Source organism: Streptococcus sp. AS14 (genome assembly GCF_000286495.1).
Classification (GTDB): domain Bacteria; phylum Bacillota; class Bacilli; order Lactobacillales; family Streptococcaceae; genus Streptococcus; species Streptococcus sanguinis_P.
The window spans coordinates 144606-157669 of record NZ_ALKI01000016.1 but is presented as its reverse complement, the minus strand read 5'-3'; the positions used below and the strand labels follow the sequence as shown (position 1 = coordinate 157669).

The 13064-nt window shown below is 44.9% G+C and carries 8 protein-coding genes; all 8 read right to left on the bottom strand.

Translation table 11 applies throughout. The annotated features are described in order from the left end of the window. Positions 1–3: 3 nt before the first annotated feature. Positions 4–486 (bottom strand): ECF transporter S component, encoded by a 483-nt coding sequence (locus HMPREF1150_RS03225; protein WP_009660028.1) that lies wholly within the window; start codon positions 484–486, stop codon positions 4–6. Further along, complete coding sequence (locus HMPREF1150_RS03230) at positions 467–1237, bottom strand: bifunctional hydroxymethylpyrimidine kinase/phosphomethylpyrimidine kinase (RefSeq protein ID WP_009660083.1); 771 nt, start codon at positions 1235–1237, stop codon at positions 467–469. Before HMPREF1150_RS03230 ends, HMPREF1150_RS03225 begins: the two co-directional genes overlap by 20 nt. Beyond that, positions 1227–1976, bottom strand: a complete 750-nt coding sequence (gene truA, locus HMPREF1150_RS03235; RefSeq protein ID WP_009660030.1) for a tRNA pseudouridine(38-40) synthase TruA — start codon at positions 1974–1976, stop codon at positions 1227–1229. The genes HMPREF1150_RS03230 and truA overlap by 11 nt, the downstream gene beginning before the upstream one ends. A 254-nt stretch (positions 1977–2230) precedes the next feature. Next, positions 2231–7963, bottom strand: coding sequence for a ZmpA/ZmpB/ZmpC family metallo-endopeptidase (locus tag HMPREF1150_RS03240; RefSeq protein WP_009660078.1), 5733 nt, complete (start codon positions 7961–7963; stop codon positions 2231–2233). A gap of 320 nt (positions 7964–8283) precedes the next feature. Further along, entirely contained in the window at positions 8284–9417 is a 1134-nt protein-coding gene (dnaJ, locus tag HMPREF1150_RS03245; protein WP_002905343.1) for a molecular chaperone DnaJ, read from the bottom strand. Between the two features lie 137 nt (positions 9418–9554). Then, a complete protein-coding gene (locus tag HMPREF1150_RS03250; RefSeq protein ID WP_009660091.1) occupies positions 9555–10187 on the bottom strand; it encodes a DJ-1/PfpI family protein in 633 nt (210 codons plus the stop codon). Between the two features lie 227 nt (positions 10188–10414). Beyond that, positions 10415–12244 (bottom strand): molecular chaperone DnaK, encoded by a 1830-nt coding sequence (dnaK, locus tag HMPREF1150_RS03255; protein ID WP_009660060.1) that lies wholly within the window; start codon positions 12242–12244, stop codon positions 10415–10417. Positions 12245–12497: 253 nt separating this feature from the next. Beyond that, complete coding sequence (gene grpE / locus HMPREF1150_RS03260; RefSeq protein ID WP_002905347.1) at positions 12498–13034, bottom strand: nucleotide exchange factor GrpE; 537 nt, start codon at positions 13032–13034, stop codon at positions 12498–12500. Positions 13035–13064 lie beyond the last annotated feature (30 nt).

Genomic DNA, 13064 nt, shown 5'->3' with positions numbered 1-13064 from the left:
CGTTTATTTCACTGCGATCGTCTTTTTCAAACCCTCTGGGAAGGCTTTGTAGAGGGCAAAACCGACTGCTAAACCAAAAGCATTCTGCATAAAATTACTTAAGATTTCGGCTAGGGCAGCACCGACACCATTCATGATACTACCAAAGAGGGCATAGCCACCGACCATAGCTCCTGCGGCCAAGACCAGACCAAGATAGCGACTCTTGCCCTCAAAGCCAGCAAAGAAACCCTGAAGTCCGTGGCAAATTAGGCTGAAAATCATCCACTGAGGATAGCCCGCAATCATATCAATCAAAAAACCTGAGAGTCCTCCGACAATAGCCGCTTCCTTGCGACCAAAGTAGAAGGCTGTAAAATAAATCCCTGCATCCAGCAGCGTCAAAAATCCTGTCGGAGTTGGGATTTTTAAAAAATTCCCCAAAACCACAGATAGAGCTGTGATAAAAGCTAAGATAACTAATTTTTTAACTTGATGATTTCTCATACTGAACTACCCCATATTGATCTGAGCGCTGAATCGCTCGGTAAACAAAATCTTTAGAAACTTGAACTGCTGCAAGCGCTGACTTGCCGATAAGCAGCTGACTGGCAATGCTGGAAGCAAATGTGCAGCCTGCTCCGGTATTGTTGCTGGCCAGCACTGGCGATTCCATGACCTCAAAATCTTGACTGTCATAGTAAACATCCACCGCCCGCTCCTTGCTCAAGCGATTGCCGCCCTTAATCACCACATGCTCGGCTCCCAAATCATAGAGCTCCTTGGCTGCAGCCTGCATATCCTCAAGAGTTTTGATTTCTTTTTGGGTCAATAGCTGAGCTTCTGCCAAATTTGGCGTGATGATGCTAACATAAGGGAAAAACTTGATGATTTCTTCTCTCAGTGCACTGACTTCCAAGTCATGATTTTCCTTGCAGACCAGAACAGGATCCAGCACAACTGGTATATCCGCATGCTGCTTGACAAAAGCCAAAACCTGCTCTGCTATTTCCAGATTGGGTAAAAGTCCTATCTTAATAGCAGAAAAAGGAACATCCTTGAGACTGGCTAACTGCTGGGCAAAAACCTCTTCCTCAACTGGAATGACCTCAAATCCCTTATCAGTCATAGCCGTCAGGCAAGTCACAGCTACGAATCCATGCAAACCGTTGACTGTGTAGGTAGCCAAATCAGCGTGTAGCCCGCCGCCGCTGAAAATATCATTGCCCGAAAGGGCTAAAATCAACTTATTCTTCATAACGAATCTCCTTTAGATAAAGGCCGTTAGGACCGGCTGTTGGCCCTGCCAGATGGCGATCTTTCTCCGCTAATATCCTCTGAATCTGCTCCACCGGCATGCGCTTGTTGCCAATCTTGAGCAGAGTACCGACCATATTGCGGATTTGCTTGTAGAGAAAGCCATTGCCCGAAAAAGTAAAGACTAGAAAATTACGCTCTGCATCAAAGCGGACCTTGGCCTCGGTAATGGTCCGAATCTTGTCTTCCACGCTGGTTCCCGAAGCCGTAAATCCAGTAAAATCATGCGTCCCCTCTAACTGAGCAATCGCTTCTTCTATGAGACTCAGCTCCAAAGGATAAGGATAATGCGTGGCATAATGGCGCATCATAGGATTTTTGGGCCGGCCGATATCCACCAAAAATTCATAGGTCTTGCTGTGCTTATTGTAGCGAGAGTGAAAATCGTCCGACACCTGCTCCACACTAATAAAATCAATATCTTCCGGCGTCTGGGTATCCAAGGCAAAACGCAATTTCTCTTCATCCCGCTCTTCTGGTAAATCAAAATGCAGCACCTGGCCCAGAGCATGGACACCGCTGTCGGTCCGGCCCGCTCCATGAATGACCACAGGCTGGCCTTTATTGATACGGGTCAGGGTCTTTTCAATCTCTTCCTGAACACTTCTGGCATGGGGCTGTCGCTGAAAGCCAGCAAAGCCATAACCGTCATAGGATATAATCGCTTTATAACGTGTCATGTGTTTATTTTAGCAGGAAAAAAAGCCCCCAGCAAGCCCTAAAAGCAGGAACTGTCCGGGGACAGATCTTTTTAAAATATCGTTTAAGAATCAGGGATTTTTTCTGTTCCGACTTGCCATTATGCAACAAAACAACCCATCTGAATCAGACTATCAGTGACGACACAAACAGAACTAATTCAAATGGGTTATTGATTGCATATTGCTAAAGGTCATTATTTGCAGTTACACATCAGCAGATCTGACACTATTTCTTAGGAACCCCAAATGGAGTTTTCATCCATAAAGCTGTTGGTGTTCTTGAGTAATTGCGTAAAGACAGCATACTTGAAGTCCTTGGTTGCCCGTTCATCGACACGAGACTTCTTCAGATCCTTGTCAACAGCTTCTGCAAAGCCGGCTTTCAGTTCTTCATAAGTACTATAGACTTTTCCGTTGACAGTCACCGGCTTAATACCTGAGCTTTGTGCTTTATCCACAACTTTTCTGAAGTAAGCTTTCTTGAAGGCTTCCATGGTTTCAAATTCGCCTTCAGAAATTTGCTTGATGATAAAGTTATCGCTCAAACCAGTCACACCTTGTTCATTGGCTGTCTTGCGGTGTTTATTGGAAGCATAGCTTACAAAGCCTTTTTCATAGCCATAGTAACCCCAAATTCTGAAGGTATTATGCTTGAACATCAAGGCTCCTGGCGCTCCAGTATTGTTTTGACCGCCACCATAGATACCCGTCATGAAGTCGATAGAAATGTAACTAGAGTCATAGTCAGCAGGATTATAAGTTCGATTGTCAACTGCACGGTTAGACAGCAAGCCTTGATCAACCAAGTCCTCTACAGATGAAACTGACATGGCCGCTTTCTCCTCTGCCGTCAAGTCTCTTACGACGTCGTATTGGGTTCGAGGATCCACAACTTTCGGTTCAACCTTCTTGAACCATTTGGCTGCTGCTTCATTTCCTTTGGCAACAACGGCTTGTCCCTCAAGGTAATCCAGCAGCATGAGGGTATCATTATATCCCTTCATGTAATGGTCGATGTCTGCTCGGTTCTTGAAGAGACTTGGCGAGCTATTGAAAATGAGACTGCCATCATTTGGACGATCAAAGGCCATATTGAGACCAAGAGCACCCCAGCCTGGCTGACCAGGAACAGGTGATTGGAGCATCCCTTGGGCATAGCCTTCTGGTCCGATACCTTGTCGTCTGCCATGGCCGCCCAGATAAATATCTCTATCGTTGACGTGGGTGAGCTCGTGCGTGAAGACGGACACACCGTATTCCGTCAAGAGGTCAAAGGCCTCGAAGTTCACACGGATTGAACCAGCAGCGTGGGCGCCATAGCCATTTGACTTGTACCAGCCACCAGCTCTGCCGCCAACTAGGTTAAAGAACTCGCGGGATGGTGCATAAGGATTGCCCTTATTATCATTTCCGTTGACATCAATCCAGCCACGTCCTTCCACATCAAAACCATCCCATACAGCCGTTACATTTTGCTTGACCATTCTGGACTTGATATCATCTGAGAGCAGTTTGTACCAAGTGTCTACGTGATTTCGATGCTGGGTCGCTACTTCCTTGATGCGTGCGTTAAATCGTTCATCAGACCATGACCGGCGCTTGTCTCTGTTGACAAAGGCCATCGTGCTATAGTTTGACAGAATAGCTAAGCGCGTATTTTTCAAGGTTAGCAGCGGAAGGATATAGTTGCTGAAATATTCAGAGTTGAGGTTGTCAAAGACACGATACTTAGCAGACTTGATCTCCTCTACTTCTGACTGGCGCTCTTCAAACTGAATAAAGCCTCGAGTTGCATCCTTGAACCAAGAATCCATGTCTGCAAAGTCAGTCAGCAGGCGACGGTTGTAATCCAAGTAAGCAACCAAATCACTAGACTTGGACTCAGCCTTCAACTGACGTGCAAACATATTGACATTGTCTGCCCCTTTCAGTTGATTTTCTGTCGAACGACCAATCTTAATCAAGCGATCCAGCAATGGTACTTTTTCACCATAGAAGTCTGGTTTGAAGAGCACCAGCTCCTTGAGGTTATAGTCGCCAAACTTGAGATCGTAATAACGGTTGAGGTAGGTCAGACCGAGCATGATAGCGGTCTTGTTCTCTTCGATTTTAGCTTTCAGAGACTCGTTGGCTGCTGGGTTGTCAGCATGGAATCTTGTCCATTCATTGGCCAGGAGCTTACCAAGCATATCCTGCAAGTTGGCTTTCACCTCAGCCAGAGATTCATCCAAGAAGAGGCGCTTCACTTTATTGACCTTATCATTATCATTAGGCAGACCAACAGAACGATAGACTTCATCACTGTATAGTTCAAAACTCTTCAAGCTCTCTGTCAGCTGAGTCAGCAAGTCTTCTTTGACCGCCGTTGAGTGATTTGGAGTATAGACCGTACCAAGCTCTGCAATCTGATATTCTGGCAGAGCCGTCTGTTCAAATCGTGCTTGATTTTGAAGATTGTAGATGGTCTTGCTTCCGTCTGCAAAATGGACTAAGATCTTATCTGCATCCGTTCCGCTAGCAACAAACTGGTTGCCCTTCAAGGCTTGAACTGCTAGAACTTTCTTAGTCAACAGGTCGCCCGCCTTACCAGCGTCCACCAGCTTATTGGCCTCATGAATCAAGAACTCTTTATTGTAGAAAGGCATAAAGCGTTCTATGTTTTGATAAAGCTGTTCATTTTCTGACTTGTATCCTGGTTTATCTTGATAAGTACTTGCTCTCAAGATAGCAGCATTTAGCTTCTCAGTTGTTACTTCATTTGCGCTGGTTTGTTCAAGAGCCGTAATCCGATAGCTCTTTACTTTTTGCTCCGCTTCAGCTTCTGTCAAGCGACGGAACTTGGCATCTTTTCCTGTCTTGGTTCCAGAGCTGTGTCCCTGAACACCAAAAAGGTTTTGGAGTTTTTGCCCCATCCAAGCGTCGGTAATCTCATTATCTGAGCTAAAGAGCTCTTTTCCGTTCACTACTGTAGCATAGCTGACAGTGTCATTGATAGTTCCATACGGCCAAATGGAAGCAGCGATACCAGCCGCATTTCTTGAGGCTGCATCCTCCAACTTACCTTTGGCAACTGACTGAGTTAGCTTGCCCCAATTACCCCAGCCTGAACCTGAATAGTCAGTGAAGTTTTGAGCGACCAGCATACCTGCATTTTGACCACTCTTAACCCAAATATCTGCTTCGACATAAGCTCGGCTTACCAAGGACATGGCGTTGGTGCCTGCGATACCGGCTGTGACAGAGTTTCCACCCTTGGACTTAATCTGGCCCTTAAAGGAGACATTTTCAACTCGAGATTGGCCTTCTATATTGTTAACCAGACCGGCTATATGGTCTCTTCCTTCCAAGTATCCTTGGACATTGACATTTTCGATTACTCCTTTATTCTTCAAGCGGGCAGCAATTGTCGCAATTGTATCGCCCGCTTGCGAATCTGGATAAACCATATTGACCCGCTTAAAGTCAATATCCTTGACCGTTCCGCCAGTAATAGTATCAAATAGAGGATGCGCCAAGTCTAAAATCGCATGGCGCTCACCATTTTGCCCACCAATCAGCTGGCCTTTGAATTCACCTGGCAGGTAAGACTTGCTGTTGGCTGGTTTATCAATCAGTTTGGCACTGATACTGCGGCCCAGAATAAAGGTTCCAGAAGGATCTTCCTTGATACCGTCCAGGAGGTCTTGGAAGTCATAATAGACATTTCCTTCACGCTTCTTGGCCTTTTCCAGATAGAAATCAAAGCTGTTTTGAAGACCAGTTGCGCTTCTTTGCAGCAAGTCTGGCAGCTGAGCCTGAATCTTGAAGACAGGCTGGTTATCAACGACCACTTCCTCAATAGAGGTAACCGGCAGTACAGTGTCCTTGAACTGGTCGGATGTAAAGTGCAGATAATATTGGTCCAGATTTGCTGGTTTTTCAGCCAAAGTAGGCATCAATTTTGTCTGGCCATTTTCAACCTTCATCAAGGAGACATTAGTAATCGATTTGAGCTCTACCTTCTTCAGGTCAAGCTGGACTGTCTCTTGAGCTAATTCCTGACTTTCAGAGCCATTTCCTAAGTCATAAGACAGAGTCGTCTCAATCTTATATGGTGTATAGTAGTCCAAACCACTGAAGCTAGCAGTCAACTGGCCTGCCGCCAAGTTCTGCTCTGCTATCAGCTGGCCATCTTTCTTCAGACGAACATGAGCACTAGTAAAGGCTTGATCCCTGTCCGTCAGCTGGTATTGAATCTGAGCTGATTTCTGCAATTCATCCTTCTTAACCGCTGAAACAGTCAGAGTTGGTGCTGCTTTAAGGGCCAATAAGTCGGCCAAAGCCTGCTTAAGTTGGTTGACACCCGCATCTACTTCATCTTGACTTGACGAAGTTTGATAAACCGACTCAGCCATATTCTTAATTGCTTGCAGCTGCTGGTAGGATTGATTGGTGTAAACTGCAGGATCCACAGCCGCTGCTAAAGCTAGCTGCTTGCTTAATTCTTCTTTATTGATGCGAGCCTTGCTACCCCGAGTGACCACTGTATTAACTGCTTCATGCAAGATTCTTTCAGTTGTTTGTGGCTCCGATATGCGATTTCCGTCCAAGACTTCATAGCTGGTTACAATTTCTTTTTGTCCTGGAGTTCCATCGACAGTGGTCTCCTCATCAAGATACTTGCTATCATCAGTCTTGTTGACAACTTGAGGTTCAATCGTTTCTAGCTTGATGTCTGTATGCAGACTAGGCTGTTCTGGCTGAACTGTTGACTCACCATTAACGCCACCTGTGTATTCTGGCAAAGCTGGCTCAACTGGAGCCACGTCACTAACTGTAGCTACTGGAGCATCATAGACTGGATTGTCTGCTTGAACTGCCGATTCGCCGTTAACGCCGCCTGTATATTCTGGGAGGGCGGGCTCAACCGGAGCCACGTCACTAACTGTAGCTACTGGAGCATCATAGACCGGATTGTCTGCTTGAACTAGCGATTCGCCATTAACGCCGCCTGTGTATTCTGGGAGGGCGGGCTCAACTGGAGCCGTGTCTCCAACTGTACCAACTGGGGCAGTATAGACTGGAGTTTCCGCTTGAACTAGCGACTCACCGTTCACAGCACCGCTGTACTCTGGCAAGGCAGGTTCTTGTAAACTTTCCCCTTTTGCCGTTTCTATAGGTGGATTTGACGGCTGAGGAGCTGGACTAAGATTTGGAGTTGGAGCTGGAGTTGGAAGATTCCCTATATGGCCAGAATCACTTTCATCAGGATTCAGCTGATACAGCACCCCTGCTTGAGCAGCTCGATCAATAGAATCAGAATCCTCTTTTGCAGCTTCTGACACTTCTGCTTGCGCTTGAGCCTCTTGACCAGCTGGCAAAGAGGTTATCTTGGTCTCTGTCAAAGTACGCAAATCAGAAGCGGTAAAGTAACCGATATAGTTATAGCCTGCAATAGTCACATCTGCTTCAGAAACTGTTGACGAAACCGCAACTTGACGGTTATATGAAAGCAATTCCCGATTTTCTAGCGCAAACGCTTGAGGAGACTGTAACACAGTTTGTCCCAAGCTACCTAGCAAAAGCACTCCTAGTAACTTACCAGATTTCTTTCGTGAGAATACCAAGACAGCCAAAATAGCCGTTCCCGCAAATAAGCCGAGAAGCGGCTGACCATTATTTCCTGTACGCGGCAAGACAGCTTGCCCATCTTGCTTCCGATAAATCAAGTAATAATTTTCCCCTGTTTGCAGATTTTCAGGCAGACCTTTCTTAATCAGCCCTTTTTCCTGCTCTGTTAGCTCTTGCTCTTCAACAAAAGTATAGTGAGCAGTCGCACCGTCTCCTACTTCATCTGCAGCAACAGTCGAGCTGGACAAAAAGCTCCCAAAAATCAGAGCTGCAATGGCAACTGAGCCCACACCGACAGACAATTTGCGAATCGAATATTTCTGAATTCGCTCCTGCACTTTTTCAAAACGTTTCACTTTATAAATCCCCTTTTTCCTAAAATGTATAAAGCTAATCTCCCAATATCTCCCTAGCCAACTCCCCAGCAGGCTAAAAAGATGCGTTTTATACATATAGTATTATCATATATCTTTTAGGAAATTTTTACAATAGATTTTACTTAAAAAAACAATTAATTTTTGTAAAAGTAAATAGAGAAAATCTCTTTACGCTTTTTATTGTGAATTTCTTTTAATTAAAAGGCTGATTAGAGCTGCTCTCTTACTTGACTAGATTTGCCAAATGTCCTTCTAGAAAACATAAAAAGAACAGCATTAGGCTGCTCCTTTTTATATGATTACAAATCTTCCAAGGCATCTTTCATTTTGTCGAAGAAGCCTTTTTTCTTAGGATTGACCGAGATATTGCCAGCTTCCGCAAATTCTTTGAGGGCCGCTTTTTGACGGTCGTTGAGGCCAGTCGGTGTCACAACATTGACAGTAACATACTGGTCACCCATGCTTCCACCACGCAGACTCGGTGCTCCCTTGCCACGCAGGCGGAAACGCTTGCCAGTCTGTGTTCCTTCTGGGATATTCAGCTCCACATCCCCGTGAACAGTTGGAATATCCACACTGTCACCAAGAGCTGCTTGGACAAAGTTGAGATTGAGCTTGTAGTAAATGGTAGAGCCATCTCGCTCAAACTTATCACTCGGCTCAACTTGGACCACGACGTAAAGATCTCCATAAGGACCGCCATTAAAGCCCGCTTCACCTTGACCAGACAGACGAACCTGCTGACCAGTTTCCACACCAGCAGGGATTTTCACCTTAACGCTGTGAGCCTGTTTTTCATGCCCCGTTCCGTGACAGGTTTCACAAGGACTTTTGATTTCTTTTCCTCGGCCATGACAGACATCACAGGTCACTTGGCGACGCATCATGCCAAGCGGTGTCTGGGTATCAACATTGATGACACCTGAGCCATGGCAGCGGCCACAGGTAACAGGACTAGTTCCTGGCTTAGCACCAGACCCGTCACAGGTACGACAAGTCGCTTCGCGGTTATACTTGATTTCCTTCTCAGCTCCGAAAATGGCTTCTTCAAAGCGGAGATTTACACGATACTGGAGATCGTCCCCTTGGCGCGGAGCATTAGGATTACGCGAAGCACCTCCACCGAAGAAGCTAGAGAAGATGTCTTCGAAGCCCCCAAAGCCGGATCCATCAAAACCACCGAAGCCGCCTGCACCGCCGCCAAAGCCACCATTAGCTCCCGCTGCACCGTATTGATCATAGGCTGCCCGCTTTTGCTCGTCGCTCAGCGTTTCATAAGCCTCTTGGACTTCTTTGTATTTGTCCTCCGCCCCAGCTTCCTTATTAATATCGGGGTGGTACTTTTTAGATAATTTCCGATAGGCTCTCTTGATCTCATCCTGAGAAGCATTCTTAGAGACACCTAGACGGTCATAATATTCTGTATTGTTCATATAAGATACCAAGACCGTAAAATTCGACTGAAAAATAGGAAATCAGGCGACGGAGCGATGCTCCTAGGCTGATTTCTCTTTTTTCCGAGAATTTAGGTCGGGTTCAGTTCCTTTCTTTAAATTTTAGAAAATATCGATCAGAGGGTATTTTCAAATTCATGCTTCATTTCAGCAAACTCTTCTTCTGATAAAGTGAATATCAAGTCCTCTTCCGAATATTGATTCCGTTCTTTAAAATAGTTGTCAGCATTATCTACCAAACCTAGACTAAGAAGCACTTTTCTCGCAAACGCTTGATGTGCAAAGCCAACAGCCGTAATGATGTTCTTATTTTGCAGGACCGCTTTAGCTTTGAAATTCTCCCGTGGAAGAAATTCAAAATAGTCAAAAAAGTTTTGCCAAATCCCACCAGTAAATTTAGCGTCCTTCAACAAACCTGCTTTCGCCAATAAAATGGGCGCTGAGGAAATAGCTGTAATTAAAATCTCTTGCTGCTTCAAACTTCTTAGGAAAGAAATCAATTTTTCATCATGCAGAGCAGGGACAATATTTATCATTCCTGGCAAAATGACACAAGAATAGTCTTCGATAACTACTTCATCCAGTGTTCTAGTAGGTTGACAGGGAAGTCCATCTTCCGATCTTATAACATTTCTATCTGTACCAACATAATCAACCTCAACACCAAAAGATAGAGCTAAAGTACTGGTCAGACCAACTACTTCATAAAGTGAAAAATTAGGATAAATTAAACAGAGCACTTTCTTCATCAGCGTCACCCTCTAGTTTAGCGAAAAACAGAGGCTGGGTTGCAACCTCTGGATTTCTTCCTATCATTACGACGCGAAATTTTCAAAACAATATTTTTCGAAAAATTTTTGACGCGGTAGCTGATTGGATTTTAGGTTCGTCTTTCAGACTCCCAAAAATCCTAATCATCCTCGCGGGGGTTCGACTACGAACTAAAAACTTTCAATTTTTAGTTCTATCTCACCGCCTATTTCTCCGTAAACTCTCCGTCTACGACATCGTCGTCTGCTTTAGTTGAGCCCGCGTTTTCAGCTCCTTCTGCTCCTGCTTGGGCTTGTTGAGCCGCAGCAGCTTGCTCATAGAGTTTCACTGCCAGTGCTTGAGCTTTTTCATTAAGAGCTTCCAATTTCGCTTTCATGTCGTCCAAGTTATTGTCTTCTTGCGCTTTCTTAAGTTCATCAAGAGCAGCTTGGGCAGCGTCACGCTCTGCGTCGAAGCCTTTGCCTTCTGTTTCCTTGATAGTCTTTTCAGTCGCAAAGATAGCTTGGTCAACTTCGTTACGAAGATCAACTTCTTCTTTACGTTTCTTATCTGCTTCTGCGTTCGCTTCTGCATCCTTCATCATGCGGTCGATTTCTTCGTCAGTCAGGCCGCTGTTAGATTGGATAACAATGTGTTGTTCTTTTTGAGTTCCAAGGTCTTTAGCCTTAACAGACACGATACCGTTCTTATCGATGTCAAAGGTTACTTCGATTTGAGGGATTCCACGAGGAGCAGCTGGGATATCTGTCAATTGGAAACGTCCCAGAGTCTTGTTGTCTGCTGCCATTGGGCGTTCACCTTGAAGAACATGGATATCAACGGCTGGTTGGTTGTCCGCTGCTGTAGAGAAGACTTGTGATTTAGAAGTTGGAATTGTTGTGTTGCGGTCAATCAGCTTAGTGAAGACACCACCCATTGTTTCGATACCAAGTGACAATGGTGTTACGTCAAGAAGGACAACGTCTTTAACATCACCAGTGATAACACCACCTTGGATAGCAGCACCCATAGCAACTACTTCGTCAGGGTTCACTGATTTGTTTGGTTCCTTACCAGTTTCAGCCTTAACAGCTTCCACAACTGCAGGAATACGAGTTGAACCACCAACCAAGATTACTTCGTCGATTTCTGACAAGCTCAAGCCTGCGTCAGAAAGAGCACGGCGAACTGGTTCTTTAGTGCGCTCTACCAAATCACGAGTCAAATCGTCGAATTTGGCACGAGTCAGAGTCATTTCCAAGTGGAGAGGTCCAGCGTCGCCAGCTGTGATAAACGGCAAGCTGATTTGAGTAGAAGTCACACCTGAAAGGTCTTTCTTAGCCTTTTCAGCTGCATCTTTCAAACGTTGAAGCGCCATCTTGTCATTTGACAAGTCGATGCCATTTTCTTTCTTGAACTCAGCTACCATGTGGTCGATAATCTTTTGGTCAAAGTCGTCACCACCGAGTTTGTTGTCACCAGCAGTTGCCAGTACATCAAAGACACCATCACCCAACTCAAGGATTGAAACGTCAAAGGTACCGCCACCCAAGTCAAAGACCAAGATTTTTTCTTCTTTATCTTGTTTGTCAAGACCATAAGCAAGGGCTGCTGCAGTTGGTTCGTTGACGATACGTTCTACTTCAAGACCAGCGATTTTACCAGCGTCTTTAGTCGCTTGACGTTGTGCATCGTTAAAGTAAGCTGGCACTGTGATAACCGCTTTGGTTACTTTTTCACCAAGATATTCTTCTGCATAGCCTTTCAAGTATTGCAGAATCATAGCTGAGATTTCTTGCGGAGTGTATTCTTTGCCGTTAGCAGCTACTTTTTCAGATGTTCCCATTTTTGATTTAATGGAAATGATTGTATCTGGGTTTGTCACTGCTTGACGTTTTGCCGCATCACCAACGATGATTTCACCATTTTTGAATGACACTACAGATGGGGTTGTACGATTTCCTTCTGGATTTGCAATGATTTTGCTTTCAGTTCCTTCAAGAACTGCAACTGCTGAGTTTGTTGTACCTAAGTCAATACCGATAATTTTAGACATGTGTTTTTCTCCTTAAATTTTATATTCTATCTTCTTTTTGGTACTCTTCTTAGGTGGCGGCGCCGTCAGAGCTTGACTTTATCAATCTCTTTGACTAAACTTTGAGCCTAAGGTCTCAAAGTTTGCGCGAATAGCGCCACGGCGAAGAGTATCGTCTTTGGTTCGCTTCGCTCACTATTGCAAAGCTGAACAATTTTTTATCTTTCTTCATAGTTTATTGTCGTTTCGGACAAGATTTTTCAAGTTTTCTAGCCTAGTTATAGACCACTACCATTGCTGGGCGCAGGATACGGTCATGAAGTTTGTAGCCTTTTTGGAAGACCTGCGCGATAGTGTCAGCTGGGTGCTCATCATCAGCTGGAACTGTTTGAATGGCCATATGATAGTTATGGTCAAAAGCTCCGTCAGCTGGAATTTCTTCGATGCCCTCTTCTTTGAGAGCATGAATCAAGCTTTCCTGCACCATTTCCAGCCCCTTTTTGACATCATCTGTCAGACCTTCAACGGCAAGCGCGCGCTCCAGATTATCTATCGAAGGCAAGATAGCTTTTGCCAAGTCCTGGCTACGGTATCTTTGCAGCTGCTGGCGTTCTTCATTTGCTCGGCGCTGGATGTTCTGCATTTCTGCATGAGCACGGAGATATTTGTTTTCAAAATCTTCTGCTCGCTCATTAGCTAGTTCTAACTCTGATTTTTCAGGGCTTGCTGATTCAGCCTGCTCAGCTGTTTCTACAGCTTCCTCTTTTACTTCCACATCTTCTGGATGTTCTTCTTGCTTATGTTTTGCCACAAGGCACCTCCTTTTTAGGAATATTTATAC